This is a genomic window from Paenarthrobacter sp. PH39-S1, from assembly GCF_030063245.1.
Classification (GTDB): Bacteria; Actinomycetota; Actinomycetes; order Actinomycetales; family Micrococcaceae; genus Arthrobacter_M.
The window spans coordinates 241031-265528 of record NZ_JASISR010000001.1 but is presented as its reverse complement, the minus strand read 5'-3'; the positions used below and the strand labels follow the sequence as shown (position 1 = coordinate 265528).

Here is a 24498-nt window from a genome sequence, read left to right as displayed (position 1 = left end):
TAAACTACGCCTAATTCTGGATTTTACGCGTTCCGGCCACGCGGTGTGTCGATGAACAGCGGGTGAACGACTGCCGTCCGCTGTGGACAGCCCGGGATGCCGTTACTCGTGAACCGGAACCCTGCGGGATATCAACGTTGCGGTCAGTATTCCGGCAACCGCCAACCACAGCGCGTCCAGGCTTAGCGCATGGTATGCCAGACCGCCCATGATGGAGCCGCAGGTCAGTGCGAACCACAGCAGAAAGTACCGCAGCCAACCGAGCCTTTCGCCACCAGCGAGCGCCCCCGCAATCCGCTGCCCCATCTTCACCAACGTTCCGGTCATATAGGTCAGTCCGATGCTCACCTCCCCGTCACGTTCAAAGACGACGTTCTCCGCGCCCATGGCGAACGCCATCATCGGAGGAACCAGGGACACCCAGAAGCCAGCATCGAACAACACAGCCGCGGCTGCCAGCATCGCTGCGATGCACAGCAGAACTACGATGCGCTTGTGCACCGGTACCGTCCGGCGCAGCAGCGAACCGGCAATGACACCTGTCAAAAATGCTGCCACCAGACCCATCGCCAGGGCTACACCCAGCCAAGATCCGTCGGCCAGAAGGGCACCGGCCCGGGTGGAGTTGCCGCTCATAAAGGAAACAAAGTAGCCACCCAAATGTATAAAGCCGATGGCGTCAACAAAACCGGCGACCGCCGAAAGCCCGACGGCGAGGACTATTTCCGTCCGGTGGTGCCGGTGCATCGGATTTTTTCGATCCGTTCAGGCGCCGAAGCGGCGCTGCCGGCCGGCGTAGTCCCGCAGTGCGCGCAGGAAATCAATCTTCCGGAAGGCCGGCCACAGCGCCTCACAGAAATAAAACTCGCTGTACGCGCTCTGCCACATCAGGAAACCGGAAAGCCGCTGTTCACCGGAAGTGCGGATCACCAGATCCGGATCGGGCTGGCCGCGGGTGTAAAGGTACTTGGAGATGTCGTCCACGTCGAGTTCATCGGCGAGCTTGCCGATGTCATGACCCTTGGCCACGGCGTCGTGCAGCAGCTCACGCACGGCGTCCACGATCTCGCGTCGGCCACCGTAGCCTATGGCCACGTTGACGTGAATGCCCTCCTGCTCGGGACGCCGGGCAGCGAGCGTGGACAGCCGGTCCGAGAGGTAATCCGGCAGCAGTTCCGGCGCTCCCATCGCGTGGACGCTGATCTTGCTGTCCGCATCCAGGATGTCCAGGGTGTTCGCAATGATGCCCATCAGCTCATCGAGCTCATCGGGCGAACGGCTCATGTTGTCCGTCGAGAGCATGTACAGCGTCACCACCTTGACGCCCAATTCCTGGCACCAGCCGAGGAACTCGAGGATCTTATCCGCCCCGGCCTGGTGTCCCTGGCGGGTAGGTGCGTTGAATTGCCTGGCCCAGCGCCGGTTTCCATCGACCATGACGCCGATGTGGTTGGGGATCCTGTCCAGTTTCAGCGCCCGGGTCAGCCGGCGCTCGTAGAAGTCGTAAACCAGTCCGGGCAGCCTCTTGGGCGACAAGTACGGCTGCAAAGATTGTCACCTGGCTTCCACTGCTGGGCCCTAGCGGCCGCGCTGATATGCACCCCCTACGTTACCCCGCGGTGCGGCCCTGTGGGCACCGCGGCGGCCCTGCCCGGGTCCGGCATCCGGGCGCCGCACAGGGACTGCCCGCGCGGGGAGACGGCATGCTCAGTTAGAATCCGGATATGAATGGCACGGCGTCTTCTCCCTCCCCGGCCTCCGGGAATCCGCAGCAATCCGCACGTTTTCCGACCCAGCCAGCGCACCGCGCCGGCGCTGCGGCCGGGTCGGACGGGTCGGCTGGTGGTGGGTTGGCAAACGGGGCGCCGGACGGCGGGTACGGTCCGCTCGGTGCCGCCGCGGAGAAGCTGGCGGATGCCATGGAGATCAAGCCCAGCTGGCGGGGCTGGATCCACGCCGGTGCGACACCGGTGGCCATTATGGCCGGCATAGTGCTGACCGGCATCGCCACGTCGCCGCTGGCCAGCATCACCTCCGCCGTGTACGCCATTACCGGAATCCTTCTTTTTGGCACGAGTGCGCTATATCACCGCGGGAACTGGCAGCCGAGGACCAAGGCCGTGTTAAAACGACTGGACCACACCAACATCATGCTGGTGATCGCCGGCTCGTACACTCCGCTCTCGGCACTGCTGCTGCCGGAGTCGAAGGCCACCTTGCTGCTGTGGGTGATCTGGACCGGGGCCATCGCCGGAGTGCTCTTTCGGGTGCTGTGGGTGGGTGCGCCGCGCTGGCTCTATGTGCCGATTTATGTGGTGTTGGGGATGGCGGCGGTCTTTTTCATGCCGGATTTCTTCGCCGCCAATGTCCCGGCAAGCGTGCTGATTTGTCTGGGTGGAGCGTTCTACATCGCCGGGGCGGTGGTGTATGGCATCAAAAAACCCAACTTCAGCCCGCAGCATTTCGGCTTCCACGAACTCTTCCATGCCTTCACCGTGGTGGGATTTGCTGCCCAGTTTGTGGCCATCGTGATCGCCGTCCTGCGCTGACAGCTGATCGCTGCCGGCTGCCGGCTGCTGTGGGATGCCACCGGCGGTTCGCGGGCGCTCTGCAGACTACGCGCTCTGCAGACTACGGGTTCAGGGCCCGGCGCAGCTCGTCGGCCGTTGCCACGGGTTGCAGGCACACCATCATCCGGCAGACGTAGGCCAGCGCCGACTCCCCGCTCCCCCGTCCGGACAGCAGCGGTACCGAAGTCCCAATGCCGCTGCCACCGCTGGTGCCGCTCCCAACGGCGATGATCAGTCCCGGCGAAGGGTCCAGTGCCGCCCCGCGCAGCAGCTGCGCCCGGGCCGGCGTGTCCGGGCCGACGATGGCGACTTCCAGCGGGCCGGCCAGCATAGCCTGCGCGGTGGCCAAGGCGCAGCCCGCTGCCCGTGGGGCCTTGACCGCCACCGTCGGCAGCCATCCCAGCAGGCCTTCCGCCAAGGCGCGGTGCCCGGTGGATCCGCTGTAGCCGGCATAGCTGAGCAGGGCAGCGGCGAAAGCTGACGTCCCGCTGGGGGTGGCGTTATCGAACGGATCCGCCGAGGACACCCGTCCGGCGGCATTAAAGACCTGCTCGGATTCCGGCGCGGAATCCGCCACCGCGCCGTCCCGGACAAAGCGCCGCTCGGCCGCCAGCAGCAGCTTTTCCGCCAGGACGTACCAGCGTTCGTTTCCGCTGGCCGCGTAGAGCGCCAGCAGCCCGTCGGCGCAGAACGCATAATCCTCCAGCAGTCCGCCGATGCCCCGCGCTGCAGCGGCGTGGGAGACGCGGATCAATACCGCACCGTCCCAGTGCACCGTCTCTAAGTAGTCCGCGGCGGCCGCCGCAGCCTGCAGATAGGTGGGTTCGTCCAGCAATAACCCGGCATCCGCAAGTGCCGCGATGGCCAGCCCGTTCCAGCCCGCCACCACCTTGTCGTCGCGCTGCGGCTGGACCCGTCCGGCGCGCTGCCGCAGCAGTTCGGGGCTTACCCGTTCCCAGATCCGGCGGTCCGCCGGGGCCAGCGGGCCAGCGGGGTGCAGCGGGGATCCGGGGTGCAGCGGGGATCCGTCCGGTGCGCGGTCCCGACCCGCCGAATTCCCGGCCGCCCGGACGCGGCCAGCGACATTCATCATCCGCGCGAGCCGCGGCCCGTCGTCCGGATATCCGGCTGCCGCGGCCCCGGCACTGAGTTGCTCAGCCGTCCACAGATAGGTCGCGCCCTCCCGGTGCACGCCGTCGATCACGGTATCGGCGTCCAGGGAGGAGGCAAACCCGCCGCCGTCCACCCGCAGCGCGTCCAGCAGCCAGCCGGCCGTCATCCGGACCACGCGCTCGGCATCGGCGCGGGGGAAGTCCGACCCGTCGGGCAGCCGGAGCCAGTGCGCACAGACCCGCAGCAGCGCGGCATTATCGTAGAGCATTTTCTCGAAGTGCGGCAGGGACCAGTCGGCGGTCACCGAATACCGCGCAAAGCCGCCGGCCAGCTGGTCGAACAGCGCCGAACCGGACATCGCCGTCAACGTCCGGGATGCCATCGACCGTGCTTCGGCGGCGGCGGGACCGCCAGCGGCGGCGTGGCGGAGCAAAAATTCCAGGACCGACGACGGCGGGAACTTGGGGGCGGTGCCGAAGCCGCCCGCGGCGCGGTCCTCGGAGGCAGCCAGCGCTCGCACCGCAGCGGTCAGGATGTCCGCGCCGGGCGGTTCTGCGGGCAGGCCGAGGCCCGCGATGTGGTTCAGCGGACTGTGGGCCAGCCCCGCTGCCAGCTGCGCGGCGCTGTGCTCGACATCACCGCGGCGCTGCTGCCAGGCCTCGGTCACTGCCTCAAGGACCTGGCGGAAGGATGGCCGGCCTGCGACGGGCCGCGGACCGAAGTACGTGCCGGCATGGAAGGCAAGCCCGTCAGGTGTCAGGAAGACGCTCATCGGCCAGCCGCCCTCGCCGCTGATCGCCTGGGTCGCGGCCATGTAGACCGCGTCCACGTCAGGACGTTCTTCACGGTCCACCTTCACCGGCACAAAATGCGCGTTCAGGTACTCCGCGCTGACGTCGTCCTCGAATGATTCGTGGGCCATGACGTGGCACCAATGACAGGCCGCGTAGCCGATGGAGAGAAACACGGGAACATCCCTGTCCCGGGACTGCGCAAACGCCGCGTCGCCGAAGGGCTGCCAGTGCACCGGATTACCGGCATGCTGGCGAAGATACGCGGACGGCTCAGCCGCCAGCGCATTGGACCCGCTCGGGTCAGCTCCGCTCGTGGGGTCCATCAGCCGGTCCATCGTCCTGTTTCCCGGATCCCAGGAAGTCCCCATCGGGGCCGTGCTTGCCGCCCGCGTAGTTCTGACCCGAGGCGGGCCGCCCGGGCCGCCCGCCGCCGTCGTCCGCCCGCAACAGTCCGCCTGCCCCCGGATCTTTGTCACCTTGACCCCCGTCGCCCTCCGCAGCGAGGGCATCTTCCTCGACCTGGGCGCGGTAGCGGACCCGACGGATCCGCTTGACCATGTCCCGGATGAGGAAAAACATGATGACCACCACGCCGAAGGTGAAGAGGAACCCGAGGAAACCCGGGCTGACCTGATCCGGATCCAGCCCCGGCCGGATGGTCGGGGAATCGCTGGGCGGCGTGGTGGCCAGCAGCAAAATCAAATTAGGCAAAGTCAAACTTTCTCTGGTCCCCATGGCGCTCTTCCGGCGGCCGGCATGTCACCGCCGTGCCCCTATCTATCGTAGGCCAGCAAACAGGTCGTGCTCCGGCAGGGAAGTGTCCACCCGGCTCTCGATCAGCGAATAATCCTCCCAAGGCCAGATTTTTCGTTGCATATCCGCCGAGACGGCGAAGAAGAAACCCTCCGGATCCACCTGCGTGGCGTGCGCGCGCAGAGCAGCTTCACGGGCCTCGAAGAAGTCGCCGCAGTCCACCTGAGTGGTGGCCGGATGCCGGCCCACCGGCGGCTTGTGCCCCTCCGCATCCGCTTCCATCCAGGCCGCGATCCGCTCAGCGTAGGGCGACTGGATCCCTGCCTCTTCCAGGGCAAAATGCAGCGCCCGGAAACGCGCCGGGTTGAACGCGAGGTCGTAATACAGTTTGGCGGGCTGCCAGGGAGCTCCGGTGCCCGGGTAGCGGTCCGGGTCCGCTGCGGCGTGGAACGCTTCCACGGTCACCCGGTGTGCCATGATGTGGTCCGGGTGCGGGTATCCGCCGTTTTCGTCGTAGCTGATCACCACCTGCGGTCTGAATCGGCGGATCAGCCGCACCAGCGGGGCCGCAGCCCGTTCCAACGGCTGCCGGGCAAAGCAACCGAACGGCAGCTCCGGCAGCGGCTCCCCCTCCGGCAGCCCGGAATCGACAAATCCCAGCCACTGGTGCCGGATGCCCAGCGCCGCGGCGGCCGCGGCCATTTCGATCCGGCGGGCGCCTGCCATGTCCCGAGCGGAGTGTGGGTCCTGTGCCATTGCGGGGTTCTGGATGCCGCCGCGCTCACCCCCAGTGCAGGTGGCCACCACCACGTCAACGCCCTGGGCCACATAGCTGGCCATCATCGCGGCGCCCTTGCTCGCCTCGTCGTCCGGGTGCGCATGTACTGCCAGCAGACGCAGGCCTGCGCCGGGGCGCTCATCCACTGCGGTCATTGAAATACCTCCGGGTGATCGGAACTCATCTAAGCGGAACTCGCAGCGAGCCCCTGGCGAACTGTCCAGTTGGACAGGCGCCGCCGAAACGCCGTGCCCGCCAACGCCGTTTCCGTGAACGCCCACCTGGGAACGCGTGCATAAAGACTCTCCATAAGAACGATAAACTGAAACGGCCCGGACCACCGTGTCCGTAACCCTGATCAACCGCGCTGGATTCATCCGGCACAGAAGAAACCGTGTGGACCCAGTGAGCGTTTCTGATTCATCGGCAGCTACCAGCGTAGCCACTCGTTATGGCACGCCCAAGCGCGTGGTGCCGCGGCGGCAGAAAATACTCCTCACGACCGTTATCGCCGTCCTGGCACTGGTCTTTGTCGCCTGGCTGGCCTTGGGCCGCGGCGAGGCGCCGGTGACCAGCAAAGACATCGGATTCTCCGTACAGGACGGCACGATGACCCAGGTGGATTTCCAGGTGGTCAAGAACCCCGGCGACACGGCGCAGTGTGCCGTGAAGGCGCTCGGCTCCAGCTTCGCCATCGTTGGTTGGGACGTCGTTACCATCGGCCCCAACGCTGCGGACTCGGGCACGGACCAAGGACGGACGACGGCGCAGCGCGCTTGGGTACGGACCGAGTCGCCCGCCGTGTCCGGCGTGGTGGACAGCTGCTGGATCGTCACCGCAAAGTAACCAGCGGGGGTAGCCGTCTTGGTGCACATCAGGTAGGCATTTGGGTGGAATGGGCGGCGCAAAGCGCGGTACCGCCGTCGGCATCTTGGGATTATCGCGCTTGTTGCCTACACTGGATGCATACCTTGCCCCGCTTGAACGGCTACTGCAGTGTCCCTCGGCACTTTCCGGTGGCGTCCGTCAGCGGGGTCTTTTGCTTCTCAGTACCCAAGGAGAACCCTGTGTCTACCCCTAACAGCGCACCCGCAGCCTGGCTCACCCAGGAAGCCTTTAATCGCCTCCAGGCTGAGCTTACGGAGCTGTCCGGTCCCGGCCGTGTTGAAGTGGTCAAGAAGATCGAGCAGGCCCGCTCGGAGGGCGACCTCAAGGAAAACGGCGGTTACCACGCGGCCAAGGAAGAGCAGGGCAAGATCGAGGCCCGCATCCGCCAGCTGACCGAGCTGCTCCGCGACGCCCATGTGGGCGAGGCTCCGGCCGACGACGGCATTGTGGAGCCGGGCATGCTGGTGGTGGCGAAGATTGCCGGCGACAAGACCACGTTCCTGTTGGGCAGCCGCGAGGTGGCCGGGGATACCGACCTGGACGTCTTCAGCGAGCGGTCGCCGCTGGGAGCCGCAATCCAGGGACATCAAGCCGGCGACTCGCTCAGTTACACGGCCCCCAACGGCAGGGAAATTCAGGTGGAGGTCATCTCCGCCAAGCCTTTCACGGGCTGATTTCCCGGCGGTCTGGTGGTTCCGCCGTCGAGCGGGGAGGTATGCCCTTGGAGCGGCGCTTCAGGTGGCATACTTTCCCGCTCGTCGCGTGTTCGGCGGCGGACGGTGTCTTCGGCGGCGGACGGTGTCTTCGGCGGCGGACGGTGTCGAGGTGCGGCGGCGTCAGTGGACGACGATGGGCTGAAACCCTTCGGTGCGCAGCGCCGTGAGAACCTGTTCACAGTGCACATGGCCCTTGGTCTCCAGATTGACCGTGATGGAGACGTCACCCATGCTGATGGATCCACCGACGCGGGTGTGGTCGACGCCGGTTACGTTGGCGTCGTTCTCGGCAATGATCCGCGAAATGGTGGCCAGCGACCCCGGGCGGTCATCGAGCATCATCCGGACGGTCATGAACCGGCCAGCGGCGGCAAGACCCCGCTGGATCACCTTGAGCATCAGCATAGGATCGATATTGCCGCCCGTGAGAATCACCGCGGTGGTGCCCGGATTCTCAATCTTGCCCTCCATCAGCGCGGCCACACCCACGGCGCCGGCCGGTTCCACCACCATTTTGGAGCGTTCCAGCAGGAAGATCAGGGCCCTCGCCAGCGCGTCTTCGCTGACGGTGACGACGTCGTCGACCAGTTCACGGATGATCGAGAATGGCAGCTGCCCGGGCCGGCCCACGGCAATTCCGTCCGCCATGGTGGATACCTTTTTCAGCGGCACCAGGGCGTCCGCGGCCAGCGACGGCGGATACGCCGCCGCGTTCTCCGCCTGAACCCCGATGATCCGGATGTCCCGTCCCAGCTCCTGCGCCTTGGATTTAATGGCGACGGCGACGCCTGCCAGCAGTCCCCCGCCGCCGACCCCCATGATCACGGTGTCCACGTTGGGGATCTGTTCCAGGATTTCCAGACCGATGGTCCCCTGCCCGGCAACAACGTCGACGTTGTCGAACGGGTGGACGAAAACAGCTCCGGTTTCATCCGCGTAACGCTGAGCCTCGGCCAGCGATTCGTCCACGTTGTGTCCGTGCAGCACCACCTCGGCGCCGTGCCCGCGGGTGGCCGCCAGCTTGGGCAGCGCAACTCCGAGCGGCATATAGATCCGCGCCTTGATCCCAAGCGCCTTCGCCGCCACGGCAACACCTTGGGCATGGTTTCCGGCCGATGCCGCCACCACGCCCCGAGCCTTTTCCGCGGCGGTCAGTTTAGCCATCCGCACATAGGCCCCACGCACCTTGAAAGAACCGGCCCGTTGGAGGTTTTCACACTTAAAGAAGACCTCGGAACCGGTCTGCCGGCCCAGCGCGCGCGAACTTTCAATGGGAGTGAGAGCAATAATATCCGCCACTAAACGCTGCGCGTCCTCGATGTCGGCCAGGGTGACGGGAAGGTCGCTGAGTGCGTTCACTGATTGTTCTCTCTCGTGCTGGAAGGGGTCTCGTCCGTTGACTGGGCTCGGGTGGCAGCGCCGCGGCGGCGGGCGCGCACGCCGCGGATATCCCGAAGGGCTGTGGGCGTCGGGGGCCCGCTGCCGGTGTCAGTGAGTGCCCCCGGGTTTCCGCTGCCGGGCGGTCCCGATTCGTGTTCCCAGCCGCGGACAGCAATATAGCGGACGGCGGAATTGCATACGGCCAGCAGCGGCACCGCAAAGAGCGCCCCGGGTATGCCCGCCAACCCGGCGCCGGCGGCCACGGTCAGGATCACCGCGACCGGATGCAGCGAAACGGCCTTGCCCATGACCAGCGGCTGCAGCAAATGGCTCTCCGCCTGCTGGACCAGCAGCACAATGCCCAGCATGATCAGGGCATTGACCCAGCCGTTGGCCACCAGCGCCAGCAGGACGGCCACAATGCCGGTGACCAGGGCGCCGATCACCGGAATAAACGAGCCGAACAGGACCAGGACACCCAATGGCAGCGCCAGCGGCACACCGATGATGGCCGCTCCGGCACCGATGCCCACGGCATCAATCAGTGCAACCAGGACCTGGATCCGCACGTAGCTGACCATGGAGCCCCAGCCGCGGCGGCCGGCTCCGTCGGTGGCCTGTCGTGCGCGTTGTGGCAACAACGTCACCAGGAACAACCAGATGCGTTCGCCCTCGAGCAGGAAGAAGACCAGGACGAAAAGCGCCAGCAGCAGCCCGGCAGCGAAATGCCCCGCCGAACTCCCGACGGAAAGGGCGCCGCTGAGGATGCTGCTGCTGTTGTTCTGCAGAGCGTTCAGCCCCTCGCCGATGTACTTGTCCATGTCCGCAGCGGAGACCTGGAGCGGCCCGCTGGAGAGCCATTGCTGGACTTGTTTGATGCCTTCACCGGCTTGGCCGCGCAAAGCGGAGAATCCGGCAACCATTTGCCGTCCCACCAGCGTCAGCGCACCGGTAATCACCACGATGGCTCCGACCACCGTGACGGCGACGGCGAGGCCCTTGGGTAACCGGTGCCTGCGCAGGAATGCGACGATCGGACTTATCAGCGCCGCCAGCAGCGCGGCCACCATAATGGGAATCACCAGCAGTGTAATGAAACTGAGGAGCCACAGGATAGCTCCGCTCACCAGCAGGATCAGGCCCAGGCGCCAAGCCCAGGCGGCCGCGATGCGCACCCCGTAGGGCACATCCTGGTCAACAGGACTGCTGGACGGATCATTGCTCTTGGTCGGTGGCGACATGGGTTAATAATTCCCCACCGCCGAGGAATACCGAAACCGTGTCCAGCGCCGGCCCGGTCCAAACCGTTGTTCAGCCCAGATCAGCGCTGATTCCCCACCGCATGGTGAACGCTTCCCCGGGCTCGAGCCAGCCCAACCCCTGCCCTGAATTGAAGGCATCCCCCGGCCCGGTCATCGGCTCAAGGGCCACGGCCCGGCGTCGCCCGGGCACGCGGTCGGTGATGAACAGCTGCACATAGGGGCACATGGGCTCCTGCCAGAGCGAGACCGAGCGCCCGTCCGGCGCGCTCAGCGTTTGTCGCGCTTTGCCGCCGTCGAACACCAGATCCGTGTAGGAGACATCGAGATCGAGCTCCCCCACGACGCCGCCGTAACGCAGATCGGCCGGCCCGGAGACGGTTTCGGCTCCCCTCGGGATCATCCGCTCATCGGTGAGCAGACGGGTCGCTGCGGAGATTCGAATGGTCAGCTCTTCGGTGGGCACCTCCCCGATCCGCAGGTAGGGATGGGCGCCGAGCACAAAGGGCGCCCTGGCCGCCGAGCCATTGCGCAGGGTCTGGCTGACGCACAGGTCAAGCTCCGCCGAGATCGAGTAGCGGACCTGATGCGTCAGCAGGAAAGGGTAGCCGTGCTGCGGATAGATGTCTGCCTTTAGCAGCACATGCTGCGGCGATCGTGCCACCAGCGCATAGCCCGTGTTCCGCAGCAGTCCGTGGATGGCGTTGTTCAGCGGCACCTCGGTGATGTCCAGCTGCTGGGCCGCCCCGTTGAGGTTCCACCGACCGCCGTCTATCCTGTTGGCCCACGGTGCCAGCGTGATACCCGCGCCACCCGGCGGAGTACGGTCGTCCGGGTAACTTTCGGTCAGAGCGGTCCCGGCCCTGGAAAACAGCCGCAGTCCGGCGGCAAGCGAGACGACGACGGCGGTCGCGTCGCCCCGGGTCAACGTGTACTGGGTGCCGGTGGCACAGCCGGGCGGTGAATGTTGTCCAACTGAGGGCTGGCCGGAAGAGGGCTGCGCTGGCGAGGAGAGCGGATCCGTCATTTGACCACGGTATCCTAGCTTCAGCCGAGTAGAGCTGTTATATTTTGTTTGAAAGTATTCGAATTTGATGGATGTTGCTACAGTGTACTTCACCGGCGGATCAACAGTGGAGCGGAGCAACAGTGGAGCGGAGCAACAGTGGAGGGAGCCCGTGATGCTTGCACCGGAAAGACAGTCACGCATCCTCAAAGAGCTGCAGCGGTATGAAGCCGTCCGGGTTACGGACCTGGCGGCGGCACTGGGTGTCAGTGAGATGACCGTGCGCCGCGATATCGAGGCTCTTGACGGCAAGGGGATGCTGCGCAAGATCCACGGCGGTGCCACGCGCCTGACGAGGCTGAGCGCCGTCGAACCCGGTTTTGCCAGCAATTCGGACCTCCGGCCGGAGGCCAAGGAAGCCATTGCCCAGGAGGCGCTCGCACTTGTCAAGCCGGGGATGACCTTGGCGCTGACAGGCGGGACGACCACCTACCGGCTGGCCACCCTCCTGAACCGGGTGGAAGGGCTGACCGTCATTACCAACTCACTGAAGGCCGCGGAAGCCCTGTATCAGCTGCAGCCGGCTGATGGGAGCAAGGTCATCATCACTGGCGGCGAGCGCACACCGTCCGAAGCGCTGGTCGGTCCGGTGGCCAGCGCAGCGATCCGCTGCCTGAATGCCGACATCTGTTTCATGGGCGTCCATGGCATTGACGCGCGGCGCGGCTTGACCAGCCCCAATTTGGTCGAGGCACAGACCAACAGCGCCTTCACCGCGTCGGCCGAGCGCCTGGTGGTGCTCGCCGATCACAGCAAATTCAACGTCCGCAGCCTGGCCTCGGTGGCCGAGCTGAGCGACGTGGACACACTGATCACGGACGACGGCGTCAGCGCCGCCACGGCGGCGATCTTCCGGCCCCTGGTCCGGACCCTTCGCCTCGCCGTAATCCCCCCTTCACGAGCTTCTTCTGACTGGAGCGCACTATGACAACGGCCACAACCACCACCCTGGCTGACGGCCGCGAGCTCATCTATTTCGATGACGGCGACGCCGTCCGGGCGCACCTCGAGCGGGACCTGCGTCCACTGTTGCCGCGCTCGGACGCTGACACCGGTGATATCCGCTTTGACGCGCTCACCGGCGACTGGGTGGCCGTCGCGGCCCACCGCCAGAGCCGTACGTACCTTCCACCTGCTGACCAGTGTCCGTTGTGCCCCAGCAACAACGCGGGAAACCTCTCCGAAATCCCGGCGCCCGACTACGACGTCGTCGTCTTTGAGAACCGCTTCCCGTCGCTCGGACCTGCACTGGGAGCCGCACCGCAAAATCCCAGCTGGGGCACCAGCGGCAGCGCCTTTGGGCGCTGCGAAGTCGTTGCCTTCACACCGGAGCACACCGGATCCTTCGCCGCGCTGACCGAGACCCGGGCCCGAACGGTCATTGATGCCTGGGCGCAGCGCACTGCCGCACTCAGCACTCTGCCCGGGATCAGGCAGGTCTTCCCCTTCGAGAACCGCGGTCAGGAAATCGGCGTCACACTGCACCACCCGCACGGCCAGATCTATGCCTACCCCTACATCACCCCGCGGGCAGCCGTGATGGCGGAGGCAGCCCGGCGGTTCTACGACGCCGCCGGCGCCCGGGAGACCCTTACCGGGTCCATCCTCGGTTCCGAGCGGCAGTCCGGGGAACGGATGATCCTGGAGGGCACGCATTTCAGCGCCTACGTGCCGTTCGCCGCCAAATGGCCGCTCGAAGTCCACCTCACCCCGCACCGGCAGGTACCGGACATTGCGGCGCTGACCGGTGTGGAACGTGACGAGCTGACCTGGCTGTACCTGGACCTGCTGGCGCGGCTTGACAATCTGTACGACACACCCACACCTTATATATCCGGCTGGCACCAGGCACCAGTGGACGACTTCTTCCGGCCCGCAAGCTACCTGCACCTGCAGCTGACTTCCCCCCGCCGTGCGGCGGATAAGCTGAAGTTCCTTGCCGGTTCGGAAGCTGCCATGGGTGCCTTCATCAATGACAGCACCCCGGAACAGATCGCGTCGGCGCTTCGGAACGCCGGCGGCCGGCAGGACTCCCCACACGCACGCCTGAAGCGGAAGGTCCACTAACATGCGCAGTCCCTTGGCCCGCGACGAGCTCACCGCCCGGTTCATGGCAGCGTTCGGCCACGCACCCGACGGCGTGTGGGCCGCGCCGGGCAGGGTGAATCTGATCGGCGAGCATACCGATTACAACGAAGGTTTCGTGCTGCCCTTCGCCATCGGCCCCACAGCCAGGGCCGCGGTGCGCCGCCGGACGGATCGCACGGCCCGGCTGATCTCCAGCTACGGCGACGAGGGTCTGGTGACCGTCGATCTGGAGCGGCTGGCGCCGTCGAACATGCACGGCTGGACGGCCTACCCGCTGGGCGTGGCCTGGGTGCTTGGCCAGCAGGGCGTTTCCGTACCCGGATTCGATCTCTTCCTGGACTCCTCCGTGCCCACCGGCGCCGGGCTTTCCTCTTCCGCGGCGATCGAGTGCGCGGTGGCGCTGGCGCTCAACGAGCTCACGGGAGCCGGGCTGACCCGCGAGGAACTGGTCCCGGTCGGACAACGCGCCGAAAACGAGGTGGTGGGAGCGCCGACGGGCATTCTGGACCAATCCGCGTCCCTGCTGGGCACCGAGGGCCATGCCGTTTTCCTGGACTGCCGCAGCCGGCGTGCCGAGTCCGTTCCGCTGGATCTGGCCGGTACCCAGCTGGTGCTCCTGGTGGTGGACACCAGAGTCAGCCACGCGCACGCGACCGGCGGCTACGCATCGCGCCGCGCATCCTGTGAACTCGGCGCCGAGGTGTTGGGCGTGCCGGCGCTGCGGGACCTGGGCGCGGCCGATCTGCGGGAGGCCGCCGGGCTGCTGGACGATGAAACCTACCGGCGGGTCCGCCACATCGTCACCGAAAATGACCGCGTGCTGGCGACCGTCAAGGTGCTCGTCGAGGAGGGGCCGGCCGCGATCGGCGCGCTGCTGACCGCAAGCCACGCATCCATGCGGGATGACTTTGAAATTTCGTGTCCGGAACTCGATCTTGCAGTGCAGACGGCCCTCGCCAACGGTGCCCTCGGCGCGCGGATGACAGGTGGCGGTTTCGGCGGTTCCGCCATCGCGCTGATCCCGGCGCCAGCGGAGCAGACCATACGGCAGCAGATCCTGGCAGCCTTTCACTCGGCCGGTTTCCGGCCACCGGACGTCTTCACCGTCACCCCGGCCGCCGGAGCCCGGCGCATCGCCTGATGCCCCCAGCGCCTAGGAAGACAGCGTTTGCGTGAGGCGGTGTTTGAGCACGACAGCGTTTGAGATCGGGCGTTTGAGGAAGGTCAGGCGTTTGAGTGAGACGGTAATCACGTCCACAATGGAGTCATGTCTGCATCCACGCCTGCGTCCGCTCCAGAAGCGGTTATTGTCTCCGTTGCCCGCGGCCCCATCGGCCGGGCGTTTAAGGGCTCCCTCAAAGACGAGCGCCCGGATGACCTGGCCGCTGCCATGGTCGGGGCCGCCCTGACCAAGGTTCCGGAGCTGGATCCGGCTACGCTCGATGACCTCTACCTGGGGTGTGCCGAGCCCAGCGGGGAAGCCGGCTCCAACATGGCCCGCGTGGTGAGTGTGCTGGCCGGCCTGGACACCGTTCCGGCAGCCACCATTAACCGCTTCTGCGCCTCCAGCATCCAGACTCTGCGGATGGCCTTCCACGCCATCCGTGCCGGTGAGGGGCACGCCTTTGTCGCGGCAGGCGTCGAATCCGTCTCCCGTTACCGCGATTGGAGAGGCGCAGGAGAGACGGATAGGGGCAACCACAATACAAGGTTCGACGGCGCCGGCCGCCGCGCAACTGCGATGGCAGCAGCCAACACAACGTGGACCGACCCGAGGTTGGACGGTGAGCTGCCGGACATTTATCTCGCCATGGGCCAGACAGCGGAGAACGTGGCCACCTCGCTGCGCATAGGCCGGCATGAGCAGGATCAGTGGGGTGTGCAGAGCCAGAACCGAGCCGAGTCGGCCGTGGCCAGTGGTTTTTACGCCCGCGAGATCACCCCGTACACCCGGCGCGACGGCGTCGTGATCGATCGGGACGACTCCCCCCGCGCTGGCGTCACGATGGAATCCGTCGCCTCACTACAACCGGCCTTCCGGCCCGATGGCACGGTCACCGCGGGCAACGCCTGCCCATTGAACGACGGCGCCGCTGCCGCCGTCGTCATGAGCGACCTCCGGGCCCGCGAACTGGGGCTCACGCCAATGGCGCGCATCGTGTCCACGGGAGTCAGCGCTCTCTCGCCGGAGATCATGGGTCTGGGCCCGATCGAGGCCACCCGCCGCGCCCTGAACCTGGCCGGTCTAGGTATCAACGACATCGACCTGGTGGAGCTGAACGAAGCCTTTGCCGTGCAGGTGATAGCCAGCCGGCGCGAACTGGGCATCGACCCGGCCAAGCTCAACGCCTTCGGCGGGGCCATCGCACTCGGCCACCCCTTCGGCATGACCGGCGTGCGAATGGTCACCACACTGCTGAACGGCCTGGCGACGACGGACGGCACCTTGGGCTTGACCACCCTGTGTGTGGGTGGCGGGCAGGGCATGGCACTCGTCTTGGAGCGGTTGAATTAACGGGTGGGAGGCTGCGGAGGGGCTGGTGGCTGCTGCCGCCCGGGATCGCTGCCCCACTGCTGGCCGGGCTGCTCCGCCGAATATTCCCCACCGTGGGATCGGTGGCCCCAGCGGCCTGGACCTCGCTGAGTCTCAGCAGCGTGCGGCGGCTAATTATTTCGCATGATGGCGAGTAAGCGCAGGATCTCCACATACAGCCAGACCAACGTCACGGTCAGCCCGAACGCGGCGGTCCAGGAGTACTGGGCCGGAACCCCGTTCCGCACGCCGCCCTGGATGGAGGTGAAGTCCATCACCAGCGAGAAGGCCGCCAGGCCGATGGCCAGCAGGCCCAGCACCAGCCCGAACGGGATGCTGGTCCCCGGGATGTGCATGCTCCGGATACCCCAGGGGCTATCGGTGACGTTGAAGATCATTAGGCCGAAGTTCAAAAGCGAGAACACCAGGTAGCCGCCGATGGCTATCATGAAGATCTTCGTCATCTTCGGAGTCGCCCGGACCTTGCCGCTCTTGAACAGCAGCAGCGTCACGGCGAAAACGGACAGTGTGCCCAGCACGGCCTGCACCACGATGCCCGGGAACATGCCCTCAAGGAAACCGGAGATGCCGCCCAGGAACACGCCCTCCGCAGCCGCGTAGAGCATCATCAGCGCCGGTGACGGTTCACGCTTGAACGAGTTCACCAGACCGAGCACCAAGCCGACAATCATGCCGGGGATGGTCAACACCGGGAAGATCCAGCCCACGGCTGCCCCGGCCAGCACCAGAGCAAGCATGCCCACGGTCTTGATGATGACGTCGTCGAGCGTCATCCGGCCTGTCTGCACGGGACCGGCCGATGGGGCGTTGTACAGGTCCTGCAGCTGCTGCGGATTCAGCCCGGCATCTTTGGTCGCGTAATCGGCGCCCTGGTATCCCTGGTTCTGCAGCTGGCCTTGGAACGCCGGCTTGGGATTGAAATTCTTGTTGTTGGCAAATACGGGGTTTCCGCTGACAGCCATGATGCGGTGTCCTCCACTCGGGGGCAGGTTATCAAACCTAAGCCTAACAAGTTTGACGAATCGCCGGGGGAAATAGTTCCGGCCATCCCTGCGCCCGGGAGCTCGATTCGCCTGTCGATCGCGTTCCTTTGCTCACAGGATTCCACGCGGGTCGGCCGATTGCCAGGCTGGGAGCCGGACCAAATAATATGATTGGGAATCCCTGAACAATAGGCACAAATCGTAGCCAGAGCTTTGGGCGTCGACAATGAGAGACTGCTGGGCGGCCAGGAGTTCAATGGCCAATCCGACGTCTATCGTGGCCGGGTCGATGTGGAGGAGATTAGCGACCGCTCCCCGGCGGTGGCCACCACCTGCGTCGCGCAGCGGAATAATGGCCTGCCACCTCGCAAATTGAAGTCCCCAAAAAGAGGGCCCCTGCTCTGCATAGCCGCAGGTCAAGAGCCTCTTTCATTGTGCCCCAACAGGGACTCGAACCCTGACTGTGCAGATTTTAAGTCTGCTGCCTCTGCCGATTGGGCTATTGGGGCCCGGCGTCCAGCGTACTCGATCCGCTGTACAGGAGGGAAAACACGCTCACGAAACGCGAACGGCGCCCGCCGGCGGGAACCGGGAAGGGCGCCGTCGGGCACCAAAATCTGCCAGCGTTACTCGGCCCCGACCGGGACCCCGTTTTTCGCGGCCGTAGCCGAAGCGGAAGCCGGCGCGTCGGCCGGCTTGGCCGCCGGCTTCGGCGCGGGGCCCGCTGCGGCGCGGAAGGCCGCGCGGGGACGGTCCAGGTCCAGCAGCGCCGTGGCGTCCCTGCCCACAAACAGGCTGATGAACCAGGCCGAAATGACGCGCCATTTACGCTCGAACGTCGGCATCGCCAGGCCGTGGTAGCCGCGGTGCGCCAGCCAGGCCGGCCAGCCCTTGAGTCCGACGCCCATAATGTTGGCAACGCCCTTCCACTCACCGAAGCCGGCCACAGCACCGAGGCTCTTGTGCTTGTAATCCGTCAGCGGCTTGTCAAAGCGTGAGGCCCACAGGTTGCTGGCCAGACGCTTTGCCTGGCGGAGTGCGTGCTGGGCGTTCGGGACGCAGAAGCCCGCTACTCCGCCGCCGGTCAGATCCGGAACGGCGGCGACGTCGCCGGCCGCCCAGGCGTTCTTGATCGCCCCGAATTCACCGGTGACACGCAGATCAGCGCCAACCTGGACACGTCCGCGCGGATCGATCGGGAAGTCGGTGGAACGGACCATCGGGTTTGCCTGCACTCCTGCGGTCCAGATCAGCGTGTCCGCGTCAAATTCCTGCGCGACGGTCTTATCCGGCATATTGATCAGGCTCATGTGGTTGTCCACGGCGCTGGCCAGGGAGGTATTGAGCAGAACCTCGATGTTGCGGCTGCGCAGGTGCTCAATGACCCATTCCGACTGCGGTTGCGTGACCTCGGGCATGATCCGCCCCATCGCCTCAACCAGCACGAACCGAAGTTCTGCGACGTTCAGCCGCGGGTTCTGCTTGGCCGCGGTGCGGGCCATGTCCTCGAGTTCGGTGATGGTTTCGATGCCGGCAAAACCGCCGCCGACGACGACGAACGTCAAGGCGCGCTTACGCTTGGCCGGATCCGTCTCGGTGGAGGCCGCTTCGATCCGGTCCAGGACCTGGTTGCGGACGGCAACGGCCTCTTCGATGGTTTTCATGCCAATCCCGTTTTCCGCCAGGCCGTTGATCGGGAAGGTCCGGGTGATGGAACCGGCTGCCACGACGACGTCGAAGTACGGGAGTTCAAAGTGCTCTCCGCCGTCCGCCGGGGCTACCACGGCGGTGCGGTTTTCATGGTCGATGCTGGTGACGGAGCCCTGGATGAGCTCGGTCTGCCGCAGGTGCTTGCGGTGCGAGACCACGGCGTGGCGGGCCTCGATAGTGCCGGCAGCGACCTCCGGAAGGAAGGGCTGATACGTCATGTAGGGCAGCGGATCAACCACGGTGACGATGCCACCGGCGCTGGCGATCTTCTTCTGCAGACGCAGTGCCACGTAGAGGCCGACGTAGCCGCCGCCGACTATGAGAACGCGCGGACGATCCAGGAACTGGGGTGTAGGAGCCATGCCTCCATGGTACAAGACTTTGTGAAAACATTCACTAACGGTTTCCGGGTTCGCTCTCAGCGGGAGAATCCACGGGTTTCCGGCTCCCTGGGGCCACGGCTGGGCGCGATGGGGGGCTGCCGTACCGGTCGGCGGACCGGTCAGCGGTAAGGTCGGCAGACTGGTCGGCGGCGTCCCGCCCTCGGCGGGCTACGAGCAGGTGAATGGTCCCGCCCGCCAGGATGGCCAGGAACAATGCCAAGAAGCCGATCACCACGGTGCCGGGCAGTGCACCGTCCAGCTCCGACGGTGCGAGCGCCACCGGAACCGTCGGAACAGGCAGGGCCGGGGCAGGCGCGGATGTCGCGCCCGGGCTGCCGGGCGGGGTATGCGCAGGGATAGCCTCGGTGCGCCGATGAACCCGAATCCAGTCGGCGATGCTTCCCAACGGATTTTCGCTCACGACCGGAACATCCGCCGTCACAGCGGCCTCGGCGTCGAGCAAGCCGTAACCGTACAGCGCATTGGGGATCGGCTCGCCTTTCCCCTTGGCAGTCGTCACGATCCGGTTGATCACCTGGGCCGCCGACATGTCCGGAAACTCGGACCGGATCAGCGCCGCGACGCCAGCCACGATCGGTGCCGCCCCCGACGTACCGCTCCAGTCCGCGTACCCGCCGCCGGGCAGACCGCCCACCAGCTTCTCCGCCGGCGCGGAGACCCCGATGGTGATGCCTTGGGAGGAGGAATCCTGGCTGACCGTACCGTCATGGTCCAGGCCGGCCACAGCCAGGACGCCCGGGATGGTGGCCGGCGCCCCGACCTGTGCGCTGCCGGTCTTCCGGTTGCCCGCGGCCGCAACGATCACCACGTCCTTTTGCTGGGCATAAAGAAATGCATCGTCCCAGCTCTGCGGCCAGGCCGTCGAGGTGCTGCCCAAGGACATGTTGATCACCTTGGCGCCGTTATCCACTGCCCAGCGCACGGCAGCGGGTATCTGTTCCTCGACGCTTTTCCCGGATGGGTTGGTGCTGCCCAGCCAGGCGGAAACCGTCAGCAGTTGGGCCTCGGGAGCCACCCCGATGACGCCGTCGTCTCCGGGTCCTACTTGAGTCGGGATGGGCCTCCCGTCGGGACCGGCCGACGCCGAACCGGACGCCGCATGTCCACGACCCGCCAACAGGGTGGCCACCAGCGTGCCATGCACCGGCTCAGCGCCGATCCCCTTCTGGCCATCGGCGCCGCCGGAACCGGAGACATCGGTGCCGCCGACCACGGCACCGTTGAGATCCGGATGGGTGCCGTCAATACCGCTGTCGATGACGGCAACCTTAACACCAGCGCCCTTGGAGACATCCCAGGCCTTGGTGATGCCGTACGTGTCGAGCCAGTACTCGCGGTTGCGGATGTCGTCGGCGCTTGCCGGCGAGGCTGTGGCAAGTCCCGCCATTGACATTCCCGCGAAGACGGCAAGCGTGAGCAAGACCGCGGCTGCGGGCCGCAGCATCGTTGGTAGCTGCATCTATTTCCCGTCATCCTCGTCAGTGCCGACCACATCGGTGTTGACCTCTTCAGCCGTGGCCACCGGTGGCCACGGCTGAAGAGCCTAGTCCTGCCGGGAGATCCCCAACGCTATGCCGTCCAGAATATCGTGTTCACTCGCCGTAACCGAGTCGACCCGCCCCGCGGTGAGGACACCGAGCCTGGCGACCACCGTCCGCCAGATCAGCGCACCGGCACCAATGACATCCACCCTGCCCGGATGCATAAACGGCAGTGCCTGACGCTGTGCGCGCGTCATCTGGAGCAGATCCGTGCAGGCCCGGATGATCTGGGCTGCCGGCAGAACGGCACCGTGGATCTGCCCGCGGTCGTAACCGGGCAGGTTCAGAGCCTGCGCCGTGATGGTGGTCACCGACCCGGCCACGCCGACCAGGCTGTCCACCTCCGCCAGCGGTACGGTGGCCAGCACGGCGGAGATATTGTCCTCGATTTCGGCCTCTGCCGCGGTGATCTCGGCAGCCGTCGGCGGATCACTGAGCAGGTACCGCTCGGTGAAGCGCACGCAGCCCATATTTGTGCTGATTCCGGCCTGGACACCCGCGGAGTTTCCGGCCACAAATTCAGTGCTTCCGCCACCAAGATCCACCACGAGCGCCAGCGGCAGGCCCAGGCCGGGCAGCACGCTGGCCGCACCTGCGAACGACAGGGCCGCTTCTTCGTCGCCGCTCACCACTTCCGGTTCAACTCCGAGTCGGGCGCGGATTCCGTCGATGAAGACCTGCCGGTTCTGCGCGTCCCGGGTCGCTGAGGTGGCCACGAACCGCACGCGCTGTGCCCCATGGGTCCTGATCAGCTCCGCATAGTCCTCCGTGGCGGCGAAGGTCCGCGCCAGCGCCTCCTCCGTCAGCCTGCAGGTCGCATCCACTCCCTGTCCCAGCCGGACCACCCGCATTTCACGGTGCACATCCGTAAGGACGCCGTCGTCGTTATCGGCAATTAACAGGCGGATCGAATTCGTTCCGCAATCAATGGCGGCTACACGCATGGGAGACCTTTCTTGGCGCAGTTCATTGGCCGGAGAGGCCCACGTTAGCCCGTGTTCGTCCGGGGCGGGGACATTACGGTGTCTGGTGCATGTGTTTAACATGCCGGCTCAGGTCCCGGGCCGGAACGGGACTCTCCGTGTCCCAGGCACCGACGCAGTAGCAGCGGTCCCGGGTCCACCATTCGACTATCCCCTCGATAGTCTCATCGCCCAACGGGTTGACGCCGGGGCCGGCAGCCAAGGCATGGCCCACCAGGACATGCAGGCACTTCACCCGGGTGGGCATGCCGCCGGCCGAGATGCCGTCGATCTCGGGGACGGGACCGGTACCGGCCCGTGCGCCGATTTCCGCCCGAGCCTGCAGATAAGCCTCATGCGCGCTGCGGTAGGCTGCCGCCAGTCCGGGCTCGGCCAGAAGCCGCTCGCTCATCCGGTTCATCAGGCCTGCGGCCTCAAGCCGCGAGACGGCGGCCGTAATCACGGGGTGGGTCAGATAATACGTCGTCGGAAAGGGGATTCCATTACTGAGCCGTGGAGCGGTGGCGGCCACCAGTGGGTTACCGCAGACACAGCGGGCCGGTATTTCGACGACGTCGCGGACCGGGCGGTTAAGCTGGCGGCTTAGGGTGTTCAGATCCTCAGCCGTGGGGACACGTCCCGAATCGGATGCGGATGTGGGGGCTGGTGTGGTCACCGACGTCCTTCCTGGAAAATTGGGCCGTGGTGGTCCGTGGCCGCGGGGCTGTGGCAGTGGCGGTGCTGATCGGTCCACCAGTGTCAGGGGTACGGAATGCTAGCCGATGGCGGACCGCTTGATCGATTCCCAGAGCCCGTCGACCCACGGCAGGTTTCCGTTCGGAGCAGCCTGGGACTTCGAATCCATGCTCTTCTCCGGCTGCGCGCTTATTCCATCGGCTCCGTACACCCAGTAGCCGGTTTCTCCTGGCATCACCATGTTAACCCGGTCCCGGGCCTGCTGCTTGTTGTACGCCGGGTCGCTCCAGCGGGACAGCTCGCTTTTCAGGTCCGACTGCTGCTGCGTTTTGGCTGCGATGTCCTGGCTCAACGCGGTAATCTGCGCCCGCTGCTGCAGATACGTGTGTACGGAGGGCGCGAGCAGTACGGTGATGGTCAGCAGGACGACGGCGAGGGCCAGCAGGCGCCCGGAGAAGGCACGGGCCGGAACCGGCCTCGGCGCCGCGCCGGCTGCGGAGCCGGCCGGCTTTGCGACTGCGGGTTTACTGTCCGACGATCTGCCCGGTCCGCGGTTGCGTCCCCACGGCTTCCTGCCCCACGACTTCTTGCCCGAAGGTGTCGGGCTGGCCGCCCCCGACGAGCCGATCACCGATGCGCCGCCTGCTGATGAACCGGACGCCGGTGAACTGTCCGACGAAGCGGCCCGGGGCGTGCCGTTGGGCAGCTCGCCCGGGCGTCCGTCTCCGGCGCTCCCGCCGCGCGCACCGGCGGGTGCCTGTGCGCGGGGGACTTTGGGACGACGGGTGGTCATGATTCTCCTGAAGTTCGGCAGTAGCTGCGGCCGGGCTCCCGGCCAGTTCACGCCCGGCGGCCGGGGCGCCGCGGCTTCACGAGTGAAGGCCGCGGCGGGACCGGCTAAGGCTTGGAGTTAACCTTAGCCAGTCGCGGGGCCTTACTTGGCCGTGAAACGCGGGAAGGCGGCCGAGCCGGCGTAACGCGCGGCGTCGTCGAGCTCTTCTTCAATGCGCAGCAGCTGATTGTATTTGGCCACCCGCTCGGAACGCGCGGGCGCACCTGTCTTGATCTGACCGGCATTCGTGGCAACACAGATATCCGCGATGCTGGTGTCCTCGGTCTCACCGGAGCGGTGCGAGGTAATCGTGGTGTATCCGGCGCGCTGAGCCAGCGACACGGCGTCGAGGGTCTCCGTCAGCGTGCCGATCTGGTTCACCTTGACCAACAGGGAATTGGCCGTCTTCGCGTCGATTCCGCGCTGCAGCCGCTCCGGGTTGGTGACGAAAAGATCGTCGCCCACGATCTGGACCCTGTCGCCGATGGCGTCGGTGAGGGTCTTCCACCCGTCCCAATCGTCCTCGTCCAGCGGGTCCTCAATGGAAACCAGCGGATAGTCACGAACCAGTTCCTCGTAGTAGGCGCTCATGTCCGCAGCCGTCAGGGAGTTGCCCTCGAACTGGTAGGTGCCGTCCTTAAAGAACTCCGAGGACGCGACATCCAGTGCCAGTGCCACGTCCTTGCCGGGGGTGTAACCAGCCTTCTTGATGGCCTCCAGGATTAGATCAAGCGCGGCACGGTTGGACGGCAGGTTGGGCGCGAAGCCGCCCTCATCTCCCAGCCCGGTAGAGAGCCCCTTCTCCTGCAGCACGGACTTGAGGTTGTGGTAGACCTCCACTCCCCAGCGCAGGCCCTCGGAGAATGTTGCCGCGCCGAGCGGGACCACCATGAATTCCTGGATGTCGACATCGGAATCCGCGTGCGACCCGCCGTTGAGAATGTTCATCAGCGGCACGGGCAGCACATGGGCATTCGGGCCGCCCAGGTAGCGGTACAGCGGCAGGTCTGAGGAATCCGCGGCGGCACTGGCGACGGCCAGCGAAACACCCAAGATGGCGTTGGCGCCCAGGTTTGACTTGTTCGGGGTGCCGTCGAGCTCCAGCATGGTCTGGTCAATCAGTCGCTGGTCCGTAGCATCGAAGCCGATAAGCGCCGGCGCGATGGTGTCGATGACCGCGTCGACGGCCTGCCGGACGCCTTTGCCCTGGTAGCGGCCCTTCTCATTGTCACGGCGTTCCGCTGCCTCGAAGGCGCCGGTGGACGCGCCGGACGGGACGGCCGCGCGCCCTACCGATCCGTCGTCGAGCCCCACCTCTACCTCAACCGTCGGGTTGCCTCGGGAATCCAGAATTTCGCGTGCATGAATGGCATCAATAATGGCCATGGATGGCTCCTAAGATGTGTTGTCC

22 protein-coding genes and 1 tRNA gene are annotated in these 24498 nt (G+C 65.9%); 7 read left to right on the top strand and 16 right to left on the bottom strand.

The window, feature by feature from the left end:
• Nucleotides 1–102: 102 nt before the first annotated feature.
• Together QMG52_RS01170 and QMG52_RS01165 are read right to left on the bottom strand one after the other, a co-directional pair.
• The gene (locus tag QMG52_RS01170; RefSeq protein WP_283558593.1) at nucleotides 103–747 is read right to left on the bottom strand and encodes a YoaK family protein; all 645 of its coding nucleotides are present in this window, start codon (nucleotides 745–747) and stop codon (nucleotides 103–105) included.
• A gap of 18 nt (nucleotides 748–765) precedes the next feature.
• A complete protein-coding gene (locus QMG52_RS01165) occupies nucleotides 766–1536 on the bottom strand; it encodes an isoprenyl transferase (RefSeq protein ID WP_283558592.1) in 771 nt (256 codons plus the stop codon).
• A gap of 371 nt (nucleotides 1537–1907) precedes the next feature.
• Between QMG52_RS01165 and trhA the strand changes: the two genes are divergently transcribed.
• Nucleotides 1908–2549: a PAQR family membrane homeostasis protein TrhA gene (trhA, locus tag QMG52_RS01160; protein ID WP_502920422.1), complete on the top strand. Its 642-nt coding sequence runs from the start codon at nucleotides 1908–1910 to the stop codon at nucleotides 2547–2549.
• Between the two features lie 82 nt (nucleotides 2550–2631).
• Here trhA and QMG52_RS01155 read toward each other — a convergent pair whose 3' ends face one another.
• From QMG52_RS01155 to mca, 3 genes are all read right to left on the bottom strand, one after another.
• On the bottom strand, nucleotides 2632–4800 hold the full coding sequence (locus QMG52_RS01155; RefSeq protein WP_283558591.1) for a thioredoxin domain-containing protein: 2169 nt from the start codon (nucleotides 4798–4800) through the stop codon (nucleotides 2632–2634).
• Nucleotides 4778–5188, bottom strand: a complete 411-nt coding sequence (locus tag QMG52_RS01150) for a hypothetical protein (protein WP_283558590.1) — start codon at nucleotides 5186–5188, stop codon at nucleotides 4778–4780. The genes QMG52_RS01155 and QMG52_RS01150 overlap by 23 nt, the downstream gene beginning before the upstream one ends.
• A 66-nt stretch (nucleotides 5189–5254) precedes the next feature.
• Nucleotides 5255–6163, bottom strand: coding sequence for a mycothiol conjugate amidase Mca (gene mca / locus QMG52_RS01145; RefSeq protein ID WP_283558589.1), 909 nt, complete (start codon nucleotides 6161–6163; stop codon nucleotides 5255–5257).
• 250 nt (nucleotides 6164–6413) lie between these two features.
• Here mca and QMG52_RS01140 point away from each other — a divergent pair, with 250 nt between their 5' ends.
• Nucleotides 6414–6854 (top strand): DUF4307 domain-containing protein, encoded by a 441-nt coding sequence (locus tag QMG52_RS01140; protein ID WP_283558588.1) that lies wholly within the window; start codon nucleotides 6414–6416, stop codon nucleotides 6852–6854.
• Between the two features lie 221 nt (nucleotides 6855–7075).
• Entirely contained in the window at nucleotides 7076–7570 is a 495-nt protein-coding gene (greA, locus tag QMG52_RS01135) for a transcription elongation factor GreA (RefSeq protein WP_283558587.1), read from the top strand.
• A 162-nt stretch (nucleotides 7571–7732) separates the two neighbouring features.
• On the opposite strand, the gene ilvA is transcribed toward greA, so the two are convergent.
• From ilvA to QMG52_RS01120, 3 genes are all read right to left on the bottom strand, one after another.
• Nucleotides 7733–8971: a threonine ammonia-lyase gene (gene ilvA, locus QMG52_RS01130; protein WP_283558586.1), complete on the bottom strand. Its 1239-nt coding sequence runs from the start codon at nucleotides 8969–8971 to the stop codon at nucleotides 7733–7735.
• Nucleotides 8968–10233: an AI-2E family transporter gene (locus QMG52_RS01125; protein WP_283558585.1), complete on the bottom strand. Its 1266-nt coding sequence runs from the start codon at nucleotides 10231–10233 to the stop codon at nucleotides 8968–8970. The genes ilvA and QMG52_RS01125 overlap by 4 nt, the downstream gene beginning before the upstream one ends.
• A 70-nt stretch (nucleotides 10234–10303) precedes the next feature.
• A complete protein-coding gene (locus QMG52_RS01120) occupies nucleotides 10304–11278 on the bottom strand; it encodes an aldose 1-epimerase family protein (RefSeq protein ID WP_283558584.1) in 975 nt (324 codons plus the stop codon).
• 67 nt (nucleotides 11279–11345) lie between these two features.
• Here QMG52_RS01120 and QMG52_RS01115 point away from each other — a divergent pair, with 67 nt between their 5' ends.
• The 4 genes from QMG52_RS01115 to QMG52_RS01100 all read left to right on the top strand — a co-directional run bounded on the left by QMG52_RS01115 (nucleotide 11346) and on the right by QMG52_RS01100 (nucleotide 15920).
• Nucleotides 11346–12245 (top strand): DeoR/GlpR family DNA-binding transcription regulator, encoded by a 900-nt coding sequence (locus QMG52_RS01115; RefSeq protein WP_283558583.1) that lies wholly within the window; start codon nucleotides 11346–11348, stop codon nucleotides 12243–12245.
• Nucleotides 12242–13384, top strand: coding sequence for a galactose-1-phosphate uridylyltransferase (gene galT, locus QMG52_RS01110; protein WP_283558582.1), 1143 nt, complete (start codon nucleotides 12242–12244; stop codon nucleotides 13382–13384). The genes QMG52_RS01115 and galT overlap by 4 nt, the downstream gene beginning before the upstream one ends.
• 1 nt (nucleotide 13385) lies before the next feature.
• Nucleotides 13386–14546: a galactokinase gene (gene galK, locus QMG52_RS01105; protein WP_283558581.1), complete on the top strand. Its 1161-nt coding sequence runs from the start codon at nucleotides 13386–13388 to the stop codon at nucleotides 14544–14546.
• Nucleotides 14547–14672: 126 nt separating this feature from the next.
• Entirely contained in the window at nucleotides 14673–15920 is a 1248-nt protein-coding gene (locus QMG52_RS01100) for an acetyl-CoA C-acetyltransferase (RefSeq protein WP_283558580.1), read from the top strand.
• A gap of 149 nt (nucleotides 15921–16069) precedes the next feature.
• Here QMG52_RS01100 and QMG52_RS01095 read toward each other — a convergent pair whose 3' ends face one another.
• From QMG52_RS01095 to eno, 8 genes are all read right to left on the bottom strand, one after another.
• Complete coding sequence (locus tag QMG52_RS01095) at nucleotides 16070–16921, bottom strand: Bax inhibitor-1/YccA family protein (protein WP_283558579.1); 852 nt, start codon at nucleotides 16919–16921, stop codon at nucleotides 16070–16072.
• 456 nt (nucleotides 16922–17377) lie between these two features.
• A tRNA-Leu gene (locus tag QMG52_RS01090) sits at nucleotides 17378–17451 on the bottom strand.
• Nucleotides 17452–17568: 117 nt separating this feature from the next.
• On the bottom strand, nucleotides 17569–19014 hold the full coding sequence (locus QMG52_RS01085) for an NAD(P)/FAD-dependent oxidoreductase (RefSeq protein WP_283558578.1): 1446 nt from the start codon (nucleotides 19012–19014) through the stop codon (nucleotides 17569–17571).
• A gap of 34 nt (nucleotides 19015–19048) precedes the next feature.
• Entirely contained in the window at nucleotides 19049–20515 is a 1467-nt protein-coding gene (locus tag QMG52_RS01080; RefSeq protein WP_283558577.1) for a S8 family peptidase, read from the bottom strand.
• 84 nt (nucleotides 20516–20599) lie between these two features.
• A complete protein-coding gene (locus QMG52_RS01075; RefSeq protein ID WP_283558576.1) occupies nucleotides 20600–21541 on the bottom strand; it encodes a Ppx/GppA phosphatase family protein in 942 nt (313 codons plus the stop codon).
• A 73-nt stretch (nucleotides 21542–21614) separates the two neighbouring features.
• Entirely contained in the window at nucleotides 21615–22235 is a 621-nt protein-coding gene (locus QMG52_RS01070) for a DUF501 domain-containing protein (RefSeq protein WP_283558575.1), read from the bottom strand.
• Nucleotides 22236–22334: 99 nt separating this feature from the next.
• Nucleotides 22335–23048 (bottom strand): FtsB family cell division protein, encoded by a 714-nt coding sequence (locus tag QMG52_RS01065; protein WP_283558574.1) that lies wholly within the window; start codon nucleotides 23046–23048, stop codon nucleotides 22335–22337.
• A gap of 141 nt (nucleotides 23049–23189) precedes the next feature.
• Nucleotides 23190–24473: a phosphopyruvate hydratase gene (eno, locus tag QMG52_RS01060; protein WP_283558573.1), complete on the bottom strand. Its 1284-nt coding sequence runs from the start codon at nucleotides 24471–24473 to the stop codon at nucleotides 23190–23192.
• Nucleotides 24474–24498 lie beyond the last annotated feature (25 nt).